This window comes from Alcaligenes nematophilus, assembly GCF_026344155.1.
GTDB lineage: Bacteria > Pseudomonadota > Gammaproteobacteria > Burkholderiales > Burkholderiaceae_B > Alcaligenes > Alcaligenes phenolicus.
In genome coordinates this window covers 250,876-267,164 of record NZ_JAPKMZ010000003.1, presented here as the reverse complement: position 1 = coordinate 267,164, position 16,289 = coordinate 250,876, and the positions used below count along the sequence as shown (strand labels likewise).

Here is a 16,289-nt window from a genome sequence, read left to right as displayed (position 1 = left end):
TGGTGGCAGGCTTTGCTGGCCGGGCTTTAGATGAGGTTCAGTCTTGTTGACGCAAATAATTCAGGACCGCGTCGGCATCACCCTGAAAAATGATCCGTTCCGCTTTTTGTTCGCGTTGATAGGCGTACATGGGGTCGTAGTATTGCGTCAGCAAACCACCGATCCAGTCCCGGTGACCCTCCAGCGCGCCGCAGCGCTCCTGCTCCTGCAAGGCCTCGTCCATGATGGCGGCCAGCTGCTGGTAGCGTTGATGGCCCAGGCGCTTGGTAATGCGGGCCAGGCTTTGACGCAGTTGTTCGGCAAAGAGGGCAAAGCCTGTTTGCGGGTCGTGCTGGGCAATGTACTCCGCGTGCAGGTTCTGGACATAATCGCGCACGATGCGCGTAATGCGGTTTTCCAGGCTATCTTCCAGCCAGATGATGGACCACTGCTGCATCCCCCGGTACAGGCCCAGTGGCAGGCTGCAACGGCCTATGGTTTGGCTTTCATCTTCCAGGACGAAGCGCTGGTGCCCTTGGGCCGTCTTTTTGAGCATGGCGATCGATAGCCTGTGCTCGAAGTCGATCTGGCTGGGCTGGCTGGTGGCGTGTTTGCCAAAGCTGGAGCCACGATGATGTGCGTAGCCTTCCAGGTCCAGACTGTTATCAAGCTGCTGCAGGACATCGGTTTTGCCAGTACCCGTCATGCCGCCCAGAACCTGAAAACGGGCGTTGCCGACGGTTTGTTCCAGATTATTCAGCAAAAAGCCACGCATAGCCTTGTAGCCGCCCACTACGCGGGGATAGGGAATGCCTGCCTCTTCGCGCAGCCAGGTTTGTGTGATCTGGCTGCGCAGACCGCCTCGAAAGCAATACAGGTAGCCGTCGGGGTGGTCTTGCGTAAATTTCGCCCAGGCCTGCAGGCGAGCTTGCTTGAGCTGGCCACTGACCAGCTTGTTACCCAAGGCAATGGCGGCATCCTGGCCATGTTGCTTGTAGCAGATCCCCACCAGGTGACGCTCCTCGTCGTTCATCAGTGGCAGGTTCAATGCGCCGGGAAAGGCGCCTTTACTGAATTCGATGGGAGCGCGAGCGTCCATCAAAGGCACATCGTTCAGGAACAGCTCGCGGTAGTGGTGGGTATCAGGACGCATCAAGCGATTTCGACGGCGTGGGTTTTGGCGGGGATGAATTCCCCGATGGCTTCCAGGGGCAGGCCCAGTTCTTGTGCTGTTGCCAGAAACTCGGCAGTGGCAGCAGGCTCTACGGCGATCAGCAAACCGCCGCTGGTTTGTGGGTCGCACAGAATGTTGATCTGATCCTGGCTGATAGGAGCGATGCGATGGCCGTAGCTGTCGAAGTTGCGTTGCGTGCCGCCGGGCACACAGCCTTCTTGCAGGTAGTATTCAATGCCGGGCAACAGGGGCACACGGTCCAGATTCAGACGGGCGGTCAGGCCGCTGCCATCAGCCATTTCGATCAGGTGGCCCAGCAGGCCAAAGCCAGTCACATCGGTCATGGCTTTAACACCGGGCAGTTGTGCAAAGCGGTTGCCGGGCTTGTTGAGCGTGCACATCCAGTCGCGGGCCAGGTTTTGATCTTCAGGACGAAGCTTGGCTTTTTTCTCGGCCGTGGTCAGCACGCCAATACCCAAAGGCTTGGTCAGATAGAGCTGGCAGCCTTCAGTTGCGGTGTCGTTGCGTTTTAACTGGCCTTTATCAACTACGCCCGTTACAGCCAGACCAAAAATAGGCTCGGGGGCATCAATGGAGTGACCACCGGCCAGGGTGATGCCAGCGGCATCGCAAGCCGCACGCCCACCACGCACGACCTCGCGGGCAACTTCAGGGGACAGGACATTGATGGGCCAGCCCAAAATGGCGATGGCCATGATCGGTTTACCACCCATGGCGTAGATATCGCTGATGGCGTTGGTCGCAGCAATGCGCCCAAAGTCATACGGATCGTCCACGATGGGCATGAAAAAGTCGGTGGTCGAGACGACGCCTGTTTCCTCATTCAAACCGTACACAGCCGCATCATCACGTGATGTATTGCCTACCCACAGGTTCGGGTCCACATTCTGGGCTCCGCTTCCCGCCAGGATTATGTCCAATACTTTGGGGGAAATCTTGCAGCCGCAACCGGCTCCATGACTGTATTGGGTCAGACGAATGGGAGTATCCATGAGCGCGTACCAAGAAAGAGGTTGAAGATGAAATGATACTAAATTGCCCCTATGCTCTGCAGGCTTTTGCTACGGAAAGGGCAGAGGTCGAACACGCTGGGCCAGTTGGTCGGCGGCCACCCACTGTGCAAATTGCTCGCCCAGTCGCTGGCTTTGTTCGACGGAGTTTTGCCAGGCAATACGCCGGTCTGCGTCGGGCAGACGCTTGTAGTCGGAACGATCGGGGATTTTGCGGTCTTTTAGACGCCGATAGAAACGTTCGGTCGGGCACAGCAAAATCAGATTGTCCAGGTTGTGACGGCGGCGAGCCTTTTGCCAACGGGGCAGGTATTTGTCGAACCAGCTGGCGCTGATCTTTTGAGTGAAATGCGGAAACAAGGTCAAGCCTGGGCTATCCAGATCCAGAGCGCAGAAGTTGTAGTCGACTAGGCCTCCATCCCGGTATAGACCGGCAGGCCAGTTATGGGCGGCATTCACACCGTCAATCACGAGTGGAATAGCGGTGCTGGCGGCCAGGGTCTCGAACAGATTGTGCTGATCCAGTGCGGCGTAGCGAGCCAGGTCTTGATGTCTGCCGTGAATGGGCAAGGGGCTGCGGGTGTCGTGCACGATAACCCGCTCAAAGAACCAATGCGGGATAGCAGAGTGCACATAATTGCCGACCATGCAGCTGAGCAGGGCTGCACCAAGCTGTTTGGGGTTGCGGGAACCCGCCCAGCCCTTGCTGCGTGCCACGGTAATGGCGAAGCGATAGCGTGGATGCTTCAGAATCGCAGCCTGTGAGTCGGCGTCCCCCAGCAAGGTTTTCAGCATGGTCTGGGTAGACCGGGTAATGTCCGCTACCGTGGATTTGGGCAGAAAGGGGCTGTGTATATAAAGCTGCGCAAAGTCCGCAAAGGCTTTGTGCGGATCGCTCTGGGCCGCACAGGCAAAGCGCCAGGAAGCGATGGAGCTGCCAAACAACCATAGCGGCTCATCATGCGTGTTGAGCCAGTCGCCAAACAAATACTGATCCAGCCCGGTTAGCGCCAAAGCCTTGGGCCCACCCGCGCTGCCAATCAGCGTGCTGATGTCCTTGGCATGCAAGCCCTTGCTTTGAATATGACGATAAGCACGAGGCCCGGCGTAGATCGCGAGATCAGACTCGGTGGACGACAAGATCAGCTCCCGAATGAGGTGATTCTATGGCCAGAACGCTGGCCAACCAGGCTTTAGTCTAGCGCTGTTATGGCTGAAGGAAGAGCTTATCGGTCGGGTGAGGTAGACGAATGCAGTGGAGAAATAAAAATGGCCGGCACGCGAGGCGTCGGCCATTTGAAGTGGATGAAGGTGCTTAGAAGCGCAAGCCTACGCCCAGCCAGTAACGGCGGCCATCTTCAACATATTCATAATCTTCGTAGCGAATTTGTTTGTCCAGAACGTTGTAGATACCTGCGTATAAGTCGACATTCTTGTTCAGTTTGTAGGTGCCGCCCAAGTCTACAAATGTGTACGAAGGAGCTACGAAAGACGAAGACGAAGCGGAGGAAACTGGGTCGCTTTCTTTGCCCCGGTAGTTCACACGAGCCCAGGTGCTAATTTTCTCGCTCGGACGCCAGTCCAGACTGACATTAGCCATGTGCTTGGGCAACTGATTCAGAGGTTGACCTTCGTTGGGGCCACTCTTTTGCCTGGAGTGTGTGTAGGTGTAGTTGGCTTTCAAGGTCCAGTCCTTGGCCAGATCCCACGTGAAGTTGGTTTCAAGACCGCGAGTGACTGCCTTGTCAACGTTTTCGTAGGTAGTTGGGTTGGAGCCAAATTGGTTGGGACCATCGGTACATTTAGTGGTCGGGCATGCAACGCGAGTGATCTTGTCCTTGAAATCGTTGTTGAACAGGGTCACGCCAGCGGAGAAACCCTCTAGGGTGTCATACATGACGCCGAGTTCTTGCGACAGCGATTTTTCTGGCTTCAGGTCAGGGTTACCGTACATATTGCCACCACGGCTGACTTGGCCCCAACCAGGGATGGTTTGACGCAGGTCAGGTGCACGGAAGCCGGTGGATACACCGCCTTTGATAGTCCAGTTGTCTGTGGCAGACCACACGCCATAGATACGTGGACTGAAGTGTTTGCCGAAGTTCTCGTCGTGGTCGTAGCGCAGGCCGCCGGTCAGGGCGAAGCTGTTGGTCAGGCTCCACTCGTCTTCCATGAATAGCGCCCACTGGGTGCGTTTGATACGGCTGATGCCGGTAGTAAGCTGGTTACCGGTTTCATCATTCAGCTTCTGGTGCTGGTAGGAGGCACCAACTGTCAGTAGGTGATCCCCCAAAGGAGCAACCCATGCTGTACGTGCATCAGTATTCTTGATGCGCATGTCACGCGATTTGTTGTTGAAGTCTTCCTGCTGCACGTAGGTATCGGAAGTGGCAAAGCCCCAGTTGCCGTTGTGAGTCAAGGAAACCTTTTCACCGCGGTAATCGGTTTCGGATGTGTCACAACCGTATCTGGCGCAATTAGGTCCATTCGGATTAACAGTTTTGTCCAGCGTAGAAGTGTACTTTTGCCGTTTTGTACTACCTTCCAAGACAAAGCTGTGATTCTCGGAAGGAGTCAGGCTCAGTTTGGCACCGACCTCAAAGGACTCACGTTTACGATAGCCTTCATAAATATCGTCTTCTTTACGATTGGTTTGCTGACCATAGATCTGCAAGCCCAGCACGCCATCCTTGATCGGGCCACCCAGCATGAAATTGCCTTGGAAAATATCGCCCGAGCGGCTGTGCGACTGCAAGGTGCTATCCAGGCGAATGGAGCCGCCCCATTCCTTGGGCACTTTGCGGGTAATGATGTTGATCACACCGCCCATGGCGTCGGAGCCATACAGCGAGGACATAGGTCCGCGTACGACCTCGATACGCTCAATTTCGGACAGGGGAGGGGTCCAGCCGCCTTCCACACCGGAGGAGTCCGAGTTGGTGCGGGTTTCTGTCGAGCTTTGGCGTTTGCCGTCGATCAGGATCAAGGTGTACTTGGAGCTCATGCCGCGAATGGTGATGTCGCGACGGTCGCCGCCGCCAGTCACAATAACGCCGGGTACATCTTGCAGGGCGTCGTAGGCATCGCGGTAGAACTTGTTTTCCAGTTCATCGCGGGTAATGACGGTAATCGACGCAGGAGCTTCTTTAATGTCTTGTTCGAAGCCCGAAGCGGTAACGACAACAGGGCTGAGTTGAACGGGGGTGCTTTCTTGAGCAACTGCACCACTGGCAGCAAAAACGCTTGCCAGAACGAGCGGCAAGCGCTTTACGGTAAATAGAGATTTCATTGACGACTTCCAATTTGTGTCTGTTTTTAGCGTGTGCTGCGGTTGCTTTGCTCTTGATGGCCGTGTTCCCCGTACAGCGAAATTAATGATACCTATTCTCATTTCCAAAGCAAAAATAAAACGCTGAATCGAGGGTAAAAATGAGAATAATTGCTAAACACGTGGTTGAATTGCAACATAACTGTAACTTCAACGGGAGAAGCGGGAACAAAGTCAGAGTGTTGGGGGTGTGGTATTCGTCTGGAAGGTTAGAAGATCCTGGGTATTACTTGGTAAGCGGGGGGGGGCGGACGTTTAGGTGGCTAGCCGTTTAACTTAGGAGTTTTGGCATTGCTTGGCGCTGAAATGTGTCGTATCGGGCTTCTGCAGCCAGTGTTTGAGGATGTCGCTGCCACTCGGTGGGCGTTAAGGGCTTGGTAAAGGTTTGATGGTGTATGAGCTCTGAGGAAATTCTGTTTCCTGATTGACAGGATTGGACTTTAAAGGAAACATGCTTGCTTGAAGATGTAGTTCAGAACAATTCCAAACAACACATTCTTCATCTTACGGATACGGCTAATGCTGTATCAGCCTTCACAGCAGTTCTTGGCCTGGGCCAGGGTCGCCATCACTGAAGCGACTTCTTTTCAATAGCGCAGGAGCCCTGTTTAGGCATGAGGCTCTGTGCCTTTTGATGCTCCAGGCTGTTCACAAGGAATACTCATGACTACGACGATGGATTTGTCCAAATCAACGTTGATCACCCGCGCCCAGGAGCAGATGCAGGCTCAGTTTCAGGTTCCGAAACGTAGTGTTAGAGAAAAGCTGGCTCTGACCTGTCGCATCCTGTTTGATGGTGGTCATGATTCGGGCTTGGCGGGGCAGATTACGGCGCGGGGCGAGCAGGAAGGTACGTATTTCACCCAGCAGTTAGGGCTAGGGTTTGATGAAATCAGCGTGTCCAATATCTTGCTGGTGGATGAAGATCTGACGGTTCTGGAAGGTCAGGGCATGCCCAACCCTGCCAACCGTTTTCATTCCTGGGTGTATCGTGCGCGTCCTGATGTCAATTGCATTATTCATACCCATCCTCTGCATGTCGCGTCCTTATCCATGCTGGGCGTGCCCCTGGAGGTGTCCCATATGGATAACTGCACGCTGTACGAGGATTGCGCTTTTCTGAAGGACTGGCCTGGTGTGCCTGTAGGCAATGAGGAAGGGCAGATTATTTCCCGGGCCCTGGGTGATAAGCGGGCGATCTTGCTGGCGCATCATGGCATGTTGATTGCGGCCAGCTCTGTTGAGGAGGCCTGTGTGCTTGCCCTGCAGTTCGAGCGTACCGCGCGGATGCAGTTGCTGGCCATGTCAGCCGGAAAGATCAAACCCATATTGCCGGAGTTGGGGCGCGAGGCACACGACTGGATTTTGCGCCCTCGCCGGTCCGAGATCGGGTTTGAATATTACGTGCGCAAGGCGTTGAAGCATCATGTCGATGCGCTCGAGTAAAAAGATGGGGGCTGTTTGGGGGCGAGTCAGCTTGGAGCAGTGCTTTGGCCCAGAGGTCGGTGGCGGAAAGCAGCAGGAGTCGAACCTACCTGGGAACGTCTGACGCCCCCAACCGGGTTTGAAGCCCGGCCGTGCCACCGGGCACGGATGCTTTCCTTCAAGAGGCCCTATCATACGTTAGGGCCGATGACGCTTCAACGATCAGGGCGTTGCCTGCTCTGGTTCCCGCATGAAGCTCCGGGCTCAGTCCGCCGCTGCCCAGGCTTCACCTCGTAATACATGGCGATCACGCACACGTCGTGTATAGCCGACGCGATCAAAGAACTCCAGAATCTGAATGGCCCGTTTGCGGCCCAGTCCCGTTGCGTCCCGGAACTGCGCGGCGCTGACGCCTTGGCCGCTGTGCAGCTCCTTGACGATATTGGCTAGCACCGCGGTTTGGCGGCGGTGATAGAACAGGTCATGCACGATCTGAAATAGCTCCCCCTGGCGTACCAGTCGGCGCAGTACGTTGCGGGTCTGGTCTTCCGGGGTTTCGGTTTCTTTGGCCAGATCGCGTGTCCATGGAGGGTCGAAGCGGCCTGCCTCGATCAGGGGCAGCAGGGCGGTGGCTAAAGCTTGGTCTTCGGCGCTCAGAGTGACGCGGTGGCCTGGTGTATGCAGCCAGGCTCCTTGTCGGGCCAGGCGCTGTTCTGCCAGCAGATATTCGGTCAGGAGCTGCCAGATTGCGTCGGGCATGGTGGGGACGGCCATGCGTCGCAAGCGGCTGTTGGACAGGCCCGGCTCGTCCGGATTGCGCTCGTGGAACTGCAGCATCACGCTTTCTATGTGCTGACACAGCGCTTCCAGGCGTGCATCGCTCAACAAGATAGGCTGACTTTGTGGGCGAGATCCGGTGTGCCAGCGGGCATTGGCGGGGGCGCTCAAGCCTTGTTGAGATCCTCCTGACAGACGCAGCAGCGTTGCTTCGTCCAGACCGTAAGGCGCTTGGGCCAGCAGGCTCTCCAACGGTCCGCCGCGCGTCCATTGCGCCAAGGCGTCCAGCCAAGCCAGGCGCGTCGCAGAGCGTCGTTTGCGGTCCGGTGCGTTCGGGTCCAGCACAATCCCGCCGCCGACCGTTTCGCTGGCCTGGGCATTGCGCAAAATAAAGCGCTCGCCCGTCATGGTGCAGATCGGGCGGTCAAAGACCAACTGGACCTTGCCGGTCTGGCCGGGCTGCAAGGACTCGCCATCCAAAGGCACGGCATGGGCCGTCAGGTGAGCAGCTCCCATGTGGACATGCCAGGGCGACCAGGTACGTAGGGCGGGAATATCTTTGTCCAGCAGGCTCAGTTCCACATCGATACGTGTGGAGGGGGTGAAGCAGCGGGCGTCGGCCAGCCAGTCGCCACGCTCGATATCCTGTACATCAATTCCGCCCAGGTTCAGGGCACAACGCTGGCCGGCACGGGCCTGGCGTGATGCCTGATTCTGGGCGTGAATGCTGCGCACTCGTACGGGTGTACCGCGTGGCATCAGGCGCAAGTCCATCGCCGGGCCATCAAGATCCAACACGCCATCGTGCACGGTGCCGGTCACGACGGTGCCGTGACCTTGCAAGGTGAAAACGCGGTCAATGGCCAGGCGGAAATAGCCGTTGCCATCCTGCTTGGTGGATTGCATGGCCTGTGCGTGCAGATGTTGGCGCAGTGCTTCCAGGCCGGGTTTGTCGGCGGACAGGGCATCAACAACGAAGATGGGGGCATTGTCCAGAAAGCTTCCTTGGACGAGTGCTTGCAGCTCGGCTTTGACGGATTCAATTCTGGCAGCATCAGCGCGATCCGCCTTGCTCAGGACGATAGCTCCCGCCTGCAAACCCAGCAATTGCAGTACGGCCAGATGCTCGCGGGTTTGCGGCATGACGCCGTCATCTGCGGCCACGATCAGCAGGCCAAAATCAATGCCGGTCGCACCCGCGACCATGGTGTGCACCAGACGTTCGTGACCGGGCACATCAATAAAGCCCAGGATCTGTCCGTCGGGCAAAGGCGTATAGGCATAGCCCAGCTGGATGGAGATGCCGCGCTTTTTTTCCTCTTCCAGACGATCGGTATCCACGCCAGTCAAGGCGCGGATCAAGGTGGTTTTGCCGTGATCGATATGTCCTGCGGTGCCAACAATCATGCTTGCTCGGGAATCAGTTGTGCGCTGAAGGCGGCCTCAAAGGGCTCTTCCAGGCAGCGCAAGTCCAGCCAAAAGGCATCTTGCGCAATGCGCCCGATGACGGGCTGGGGCAAAGTGCGCAGGCGTTTTTCCAGTTGAGTCAGATGGCGGCCCGGACGGCCTGTGCCTTTGTAGGCAAAGCGCAGTCCAAAGCTGGGCAGTACGTCTTCGGGCAACGCACCGCTGCCGATCTGGCTTAGCATGGCAGTGGGTTCGACTGCAAATTGTGTCCCCACCCATTGCTGCAAGACAGGGGCCAAACGTAGTGCTTGGGCACGCATTTCAGCCGAAGGTCGAGTCAGCAGACGTAAGGTGGTCAGGTGCTCGGGCAGGCGCTCTGGCGAACGGTACAAGGCCAGCACAGGTTCCAGTGCGGCCAAGGTGATTTTGCCTACGCGCAGAGCGCGTTTGAGCGGGTTTTTCTTGATCTTGGCGATCAGGTCTGCACGGCCTACGATCAGACCGGCCTGGGGGCCACCCAGCAGCTTGTCGCCGCTGAAGGTCACGATATCGGCACCGGCTTCGATGGTCTCGCGCACGGTGGGTTCAGGCGGCAGGCCCCATTGGCTCAGGTCCACCAAGGTGCCGCTGCCCAGATCCACGCTGGTGGGCAGGCCGTGTTTTTTGGCTATCTGTGCAACTTCTTCGACTGAAACGCTTTTGGTGAAGCCTTTGACGGCGTAGTTGCTGCAATGCACCTTCATCAACATGGCGGTGCGCTCGTTGATGGCGGTTTCGTAATCAGCTGCGTGGGTACGGTTGGTGGTGCCTACTTCATGCAGGCGAGCACCGGCACGCTTCATGATGTCGGGAATACGAAAGGCTCCGCCAATTTCAACCAGCTCGCCACGTGACACCACGGTTTCGCGGCGGGGGCTCAGGGTGCTGAGCATCAGCAGCACGGCGGCCGCATTATTGTTGACGACTGTAGCCGCTTCAGCGCCAGTCAGTTCGCAGAGTAAGGGGTTGATCAAGTCATCGCGGTCGCCTCGGCCACCGGTTTCCAGATCAAATTCCAGATTGGCGGGCGAGCGCATGGCCTGGACAACAGCCTGTATGGCTTCATCCGGCAGCATCGCACGCCCAAGATTGGTGTGCAGTACGGTGCCGGTCAGATTGAAGACCGGGCGTAGCTGCAAGCGGGATTCTTCCTGCAGTTGTGATTGCAGTGCTTTGGCAAGCTGAGCGGGCTCCAGATCCTGAGGGCTTAGTGCTCCCTTCAACACGGCCTCCCGCAGTGCCTGCAAATGGGCACGAGTGCGTTGACTCAGGCGTGTGTGGCCGAACTGGCTTAGCAAGGGCTCGAACTCTGGCGAGCGCAGCAAGCGATCCAGGGAAGGGATGTGGGCGGGGGAGAGTTCAGGCGTAGGGCTCATCATTCAAAGGCAGGCGTTTGAGTCTATGGGCAGGGTCCGTCAGCTACGCCTTGTGCTCGGGGCAGCAAGGCGTAGGGGAATCTTAGCTTAAGACTGGTGCCAAAGAAGTGGATTGCCGCTGGCGCGGGAATAGCCTTCTTCACCCATCAGAACGTCCAAAGCCAGGCTGGCCAGGTCGTCCGCCACCGGGTCAATGCCCAGCTGCTTTTCCTGATAGAAGATTTTGCGGTAGGTATGGCAGTTGTCGCAGGACTCGGCCTTGATGCCTTCCGGGCCATCTTCAATGGCGTGATACGCCACGCTTTTGGTGCTTTCGCAATGCGAGCAGGTGACACGCACCAGATGCCATTCCACGCTGCAGCGCGGGCAGCACATATAGCGGCAGCCATCTTCACGACCACCCACACGCACTACGCTGGATACGGGCAGGCTGCCACATGATGGGCATACTCCAAAGGGGCTGGTTACAGACAGTTGGCCCTCGGTCAGCGAGCAGGCCAGATGCGTCCAGTAAACCTGCAAGGCGGCCATGACAAAAGGTGCTGCGGCACCGTCTTGCTCAGGCAATTGCTCGGCCAGAATGGCGTCAGCCAGATCTTCCAGTTGTTGTGGGTCAGACTCGGCTTTCTTTAGCAGGCCCTGACAGACCTCTTGGGCGGCTGCAGGCACGTCCGAAGTGTTGATCATGTGATTGAGCAGGCTGCTCAAAATGCTGAGCCACTGCGGATCACGCTTCCAGCCCGATGCCAGCAGGGGCGGCATACCGTGTCTTTGTGCTGTTTCCAGCATATCAGCGGGCAGTTCAGCCGGGGGCAGGGCATTGAGTTGTTTGTGCTGTCCATCAACCAGATGTGCCAGCAAGAGCAGGTAGGCACCAACGGGATTGCCGTCAGCCAATTGGCGCAGACGTGCTGCCCGGTCAGCAAAGACGCTGGCTCGCACAGGCAGGCGCAGTCGGGGGATGGAGGTGTGGTCCAGACTTTCGATTTCGCCGCGCGGAAGGATGCGTTGCAAGACAGACTCCTGAAAACAAGGCTGCCATGCCCGAAATGGTGCATGGCAGCCGGGTTGCTTATGTACCAGAGCCCCGCTTATTCGGCAGGACGGCTGGGACCTTTTTCCATTTCTTCACGGAACCAGGCGCGGTGGTGCTTCCAGGCCCAGGCACGGGTAACCGTACCGCGGGTCATGGCTTTGACCGAACCTTTTACCCAGATACCGGCGTAGATGTGCACGATAATCGCGCAAATCATCAGCAGGGCGCAGACCGCGTGCAGCACGGAGGCCAGACGGATAGCCCAGATGGGGAAGAAGGCGGAAAAGTATTCGCGCCACATCACCACACCGGTTGCCAGCAGGCCGATCATGAAGATCACCAAAGCAAAAAACAGGATTTTTTGCCCGGCGTTATAGCGGCCTACTTCGGGGATACGCTCGTCCTTGGCGTTCAGCACGTCCTTGAAGTGACGCAGCCAGGCTGCGTCACCCTTGGAGAACATATTGTGCCGTACCATGCGGGCCGCAAACAGGAAAAAGCACACAAACATCACCACACCAATGAACGGGTGCAGAATGCGTGTCCACGGACCGCCGCCAAACAGGTTGGTCAGCCAGAACATTGACGGATGAAACAGCGCCAGCCCGGACAAGGCCAGCAGCACAAAGCTCATGGCAATGATCCAGTGATTAATGCGCTGACTGGTGGTGTAGCGCTGAATCAAGCCCTTGCGGTTGTGATCAGTCATGGTGAGCCTCCTGGATCTTGCGTGCGTCCTCGTCGGCGCGGCGCTCGTCTTCCTCGTCGGTCTCGTTAGGACCGGTTCGGATGTAGTGGAAGAAACCAATCAGGGCGGTCAGTGCCATGGCAGCAACCCCCAGCGGCTTGGCCACTCCCTTCCAGAGCGAGACCATCGGACTGATTTGCGGGTCCTTGGGCAGGTCGCTGTACAGCTCGGGCTTGTCGGCGTGGTGCAGCACGTACATGACGTGGGTGCCACCCACTCCAGCCGGGTCGTACAAACCTGCGTTTTCAAAGCCGCGCGATTTCAGGTCTTCGATACGCTCTGCAGCGTGGTGCTGCATGTCTTCTTTGGTACCGAACACAATCGCGCCGGTAGGACAGGTCTTGGCACAGGCCGGTTCCTGTCCGACCGCCACACGGTCCGAACACAAGGTGCACTTGTAGGCTTTCTTGTCCTTTTCCGAAATGCGGGGCACATCGAAAGGACAGCCGGTAACGCAGTAGCCGCAGCCAATGCAGTTTTCCTCGTGGAAATCCACAATGCCGTTGGTGTACTGCACGATGGCGCCTGGCGAGGGACAGGCCTTCAGGCAGCCCGGATCCTCGCAGTGCATGCAGCCGTCTTTGCGAATCAGCCATTCCAGATCGCCAGCGGGGTTTTCATACTCCGCAAAACGCATGATGGTCCAGGACTTGTCGGTCAGGTCGGCCGGGTTGTCATACACCCCGACGTTGTGACCGATTTCGTCGCGCGTATCGTTCCATTCCATGCAGGCGACCTGACAGGCCTTACAGCCAATGCATTTACTGGTGTCGATCAGCTTGGCCACTTCCCCGCCCACGGGCTCGCGCACGCTGGGCGATGGGGTGGTGGTTGCGGAGCGCCGTTTGATATCAAGTGATTGCAAGGCCATGGCTTACTCCTTAACCTTTTCAAGTTGAACCAGGAAGGCCTTGGTCTCCGGCGTTTGCGAGTTGCCATCGCCTACCGGCGGGGTCAGCGCATTGATCAGGAAACCAGGTCGGGCCAGACCCACAAATCCCCAGTGCAGCGGGATACCCACTTGGTGGACAACCTTGCCATCCACGTTCAGGGCCTTGATGCGCTTGGTCACCACCGCCACGGCCTTGATATAGCCACGGTTGGAGGACACCTTGACGCGGTCACCTTGCACAATGCCCACTTCCTTGGCCAGCTCCTCGCCAATTTCCACAAACTGTTCGGGCTGCACGATGGCGTTCAGCTTCACGTGCTTGGTCCAGTAGTGGAAGTGCTCGGTCAGGCGGTAGGTCGTGCCCACATAGGGGAACTTGTCTACCGTACCCATGGCCGCCAGGTCGTCCTTGAAGATACGCGCTGCCGGGTTGGTCATGGCACGTGGCTCGTCAGGACTGAGCGGGTTGTAGCTCAAGGGGCTTTCAAAGGGCTCGTAGTGCTCGGGGAAGGGGCCTTCTGCCATGCCTTTACGGGCAAAGAAACGGGCGACACCTTCGGGGTTCATGATGAACGGGCCCATGCCATCAGCCGGATTTTCATCGGCTTTGTAGTCAGGGACATCCGCACCACCCCAGCGCTTGCCATCCCAGTGAACCAGGCTGCGGCGTGGGTCAAAGGGTTTGCCGGTCAGGTCACAGGAAGCACGGTTGTAGAGCACGCGGCGGTTTGCTGGCCAGGCCCAGGCCCAGTTCAGCGTCTGGCCGATTCCGGTTGGATCACTATTGTCGCGGCGAGCCATCAGGTTGCCTTGCTGCGTCCAGGCACCGGCATAGATCCAGCAACCGCTTAGCGTGGTGCCGTCGTCGCGCAATTCGGCAAAGCCATCCAGCTGCTCGCCTGCCTTACGCGTGATCTTCGTCGGATCCTTGGGATCATGCAGATCCACCAGTGCGCGGCCCGAGTATTCCTTGGCCAGTTCAGCGGCGGTTGGATCATCCGGGTTGGAGTAGGGCCAGGACAGGTTCAGGATCGGATCAGGGAAGGCACCGCCTTCTTTCTGGTACAGCGAGCGAATACGCGTGAACAGCGTGCTCATGATCTCAATGTCGCTCTTGGCCTCGCCCGGAGGGTTGGCGGCCTTCCAGTGCCATTGCAACCAGCGGCCCGAGTTCACCAGTGCGCCTTCTTCCTCGGCGAAACAGGTGGTGGGCAGACGGAAGACTTCGGTCTGGATGGAAGCGGAATCGACATCATTGTGCTCGCCATAGTTCTTCCAGAACTCTGACGTTTCCGTAACCAGCGGGTCCATGATGACCATGTACTTGAGCTTGGAGAAACCACGCAGCAGCTTGGCCTTGTACGGTGCCGCCGCCAGGGGGTTAAAGCCCTGACAGATGTAGCCCGTCATCTTGCCTTCGTCCATCAGCTCGAACACTTGCAGCATGTCGTAGAGCTTGTCCAGCTTGGGCAGATAGTCGTAGGCCCAGTTGTTCTCGGCCTGGGCGGCATCACCAAACCAGGCTTTCATCAGGCTGACGTGGAACTTCTTGTAGTTGCGCCAGTAGCTTAGCTGGTTGGGGCGTAGCGGCTGTTGGGCACGTGCGCCGATGTAGCCGTCAAACTCTTTCTCGGCCTGGTTGGGCAAAGTCAGATAGCCGGGCAGCAGGTTGGACATCAAACCCAGGTCAGTCAGACCCTGAATGTTGGAGTGTCCGCGCAGCGCGTTCATGCCACCGCCGGCAATACCAATATTGCCCAGCAGCAGCTGGACCATGGCGCCGGTACGGATGATCTGCGAACCAATACTGTGTTGCGTCCAGCCCAGCGCATACAGGATGGTGCCCGCGCGACCCGGTTCAGCGGTCGAGGCCAGCATTTCACAGACTTTCAGGAACTTGTCCTTGGGCGTGCCACAGACGCGTTCCACCATCTCGGGCGTGTAGCGCTCGTAGTGCTTGCGCAGCAGTTGGTAGACCGAGCGTGGGTGTTGCAAGGTGGGGTCCGTCTTGACGTAGCCGTCCTCGCCCAGCTCGTAGTCCCAGGAGGACTTGTCGTAGCTGCGTTTTTCTTCGTTGTAGCCCGAATACAGCCCCTGCTCGAAGTCAAAGTCTTCGCGCACGATAAAGGGCATATCGGTGTAGTTGCGCACGTATTCGTGCTGGATCTTGTCGTTGTCCAGCAGGTATTTGATGACGCCACCCAGGAAGGTGATGTCACTACCGGTACGTATAGGCGCGTAAAAGTCCGCTACGGATGCCGAACGCGTAAAGCGTGGATCCACAACGATCAGTTTTGCATTGTTGTGTGCTTTGGCCTCGGTCACCCATTTGAAACCACAGGGGTGCGCCTCGGCTGCGTTGCCGCCCATAATCAGCACAATATCCGCGTTCTTGATGTCGACCCAATGGTTCGTCATCGCTCCACGGCCAAACGTCGGGGCAAGACCTGCCACCGTCGGGCCGTGTCAGACACGTGCTTGGTTATCGAACGCCAGTACACCCATGCTGCGGATGACTTTATGGGTGACATAGCCCACTTCGTTACTACTTGCCGAAGCAGCCAGCATGCCGGTGGTCAGCCAACGGTTGACGACGGTGCCGTCTTCAGCGGTGGTCTGGAAGTTGGCGTCGCGGTCTTCTTTCATCAGCTTGGCAATACGCGTGAAAGCGTCTTCCCAGGAGATGCGTTCCCACTTGTCCGAGCCAGCGGCACGGTATTCAGGGTATTTGAGTCGGTTGGGGCTCTTGATGAAATCCACCAAGCCTGCGCCCTTGGGACAGAGTGTGCCGCGGTTCACGGGGTGGTCGGCATCGCCTTCAATGTGAACCACGCTGGGTTCGGCATTCATGGCGCCGTCACCACGGGAGTACAGCAGCACCCCACAGGCTACGGAACAGTAAGGACAGGTATTGCGCGTCTCTGTCATGCGGGTCAGTTTGTACTGCCTGACTTCCGCCATGGCGGGGGTGGGCGCAGCGCCCAGCAAGACCATGCTGGAACTGGCCAGCGAGGCCCCCGTCACTTTGAAGAACTGACGCCGATTCATGTTCACCATGCGGCTCTCCAATAGGATTG

11 protein-coding genes and 1 tRNA gene are annotated in these 16,289 nt (G+C 57.6%); 1 reads left to right on the top strand and 11 read right to left on the bottom strand.

Annotated elements, in window-relative coordinates; all coding sequences use genetic code 11:
* Positions 1–37 precede the first annotated feature (37 nt).
* The 4 genes from mnmH to OSH04_RS09910 all read right to left on the bottom strand — a co-directional run bounded on the left by mnmH (position 38) and on the right by OSH04_RS09910 (position 5,473).
* Positions 38–1,132, bottom strand: coding sequence for a tRNA 2-selenouridine(34) synthase MnmH (mnmH, locus tag OSH04_RS09925; protein ID WP_266108373.1), 1,095 nt, complete (start codon positions 1,130–1,132; stop codon positions 38–40).
* Positions 1,132–2,166, bottom strand: a complete 1,035-nt coding sequence (selD, locus tag OSH04_RS09920) for a selenide, water dikinase SelD (protein WP_266108372.1) — start codon at positions 2,164–2,166, stop codon at positions 1,132–1,134. The genes mnmH and selD overlap by 1 nt, the downstream gene beginning before the upstream one ends.
* 69 nt (positions 2,167–2,235) lie before the next feature.
* Entirely contained in the window at positions 2,236–3,324 is a 1,089-nt protein-coding gene (locus OSH04_RS09915) for a hypothetical protein (protein ID WP_266108371.1), read from the bottom strand.
* A 175-nt stretch (positions 3,325–3,499) separates the two neighbouring features.
* Positions 3,500–5,473: a ligand-gated channel protein gene (locus tag OSH04_RS09910; protein WP_035270167.1), complete on the bottom strand. Its 1,974-nt coding sequence runs from the start codon at positions 5,471–5,473 to the stop codon at positions 3,500–3,502.
* A 702-nt stretch (positions 5,474–6,175) separates the two neighbouring features.
* On the opposite strand from OSH04_RS09910, the gene OSH04_RS09905 reads away from it, so the two are divergent.
* Positions 6,176–6,958, top strand: coding sequence for an aldolase (locus tag OSH04_RS09905; protein WP_266108370.1), 783 nt, complete (start codon positions 6,176–6,178; stop codon positions 6,956–6,958).
* A gap of 60 nt (positions 6,959–7,018) precedes the next feature.
* Here the strand turns inward: OSH04_RS09905 and OSH04_RS09900 are convergent.
* The 7 genes from OSH04_RS09900 to fdnG all read right to left on the bottom strand — a co-directional run bounded on the left by OSH04_RS09900 (position 7,019) and on the right by fdnG (position 16,269).
* Positions 7,019–7,114 (bottom strand) — tRNA-Sec (locus OSH04_RS09900).
* Positions 7,115–7,201: 87 nt separating this feature from the next.
* Complete coding sequence (gene selB / locus OSH04_RS09895; protein WP_266108369.1) at positions 7,202–9,121, bottom strand: selenocysteine-specific translation elongation factor; 1,920 nt, start codon at positions 9,119–9,121, stop codon at positions 7,202–7,204.
* Positions 9,118–10,536: an L-seryl-tRNA(Sec) selenium transferase gene (gene selA / locus OSH04_RS09890; protein WP_266108475.1), complete on the bottom strand. Its 1,419-nt coding sequence runs from the start codon at positions 10,534–10,536 to the stop codon at positions 9,118–9,120. The genes selB and selA overlap by 4 nt, the downstream gene beginning before the upstream one ends.
* An 87-nt stretch (positions 10,537–10,623) precedes the next feature.
* On the bottom strand, positions 10,624–11,550 hold the full coding sequence (gene fdhE, locus OSH04_RS09885) for a formate dehydrogenase accessory protein FdhE (protein WP_266108368.1): 927 nt from the start codon (positions 11,548–11,550) through the stop codon (positions 10,624–10,626).
* A 77-nt stretch (positions 11,551–11,627) separates the two neighbouring features.
* Positions 11,628–12,281, bottom strand: a complete 654-nt coding sequence (locus tag OSH04_RS09880; protein ID WP_009463457.1) for a formate dehydrogenase subunit gamma — start codon at positions 12,279–12,281, stop codon at positions 11,628–11,630.
* A complete protein-coding gene (gene fdxH / locus OSH04_RS09875) occupies positions 12,274–13,191 on the bottom strand; it encodes a formate dehydrogenase subunit beta (RefSeq protein ID WP_021447214.1) in 918 nt (305 codons plus the stop codon). The genes OSH04_RS09880 and fdxH overlap by 8 nt, the downstream gene beginning before the upstream one ends.
* A 3-nt stretch (positions 13,192–13,194) precedes the next feature.
* The gene (fdnG, locus tag OSH04_RS09870; RefSeq protein ID WP_143241241.1) at positions 13,195–16,269 is read right to left on the bottom strand and encodes a formate dehydrogenase-N subunit alpha; all 3,075 of its coding nucleotides are present in this window, start codon (positions 16,267–16,269) and stop codon (positions 13,195–13,197) included.
* Between the last annotated feature and the right edge of the window lie 20 nt (positions 16,270–16,289).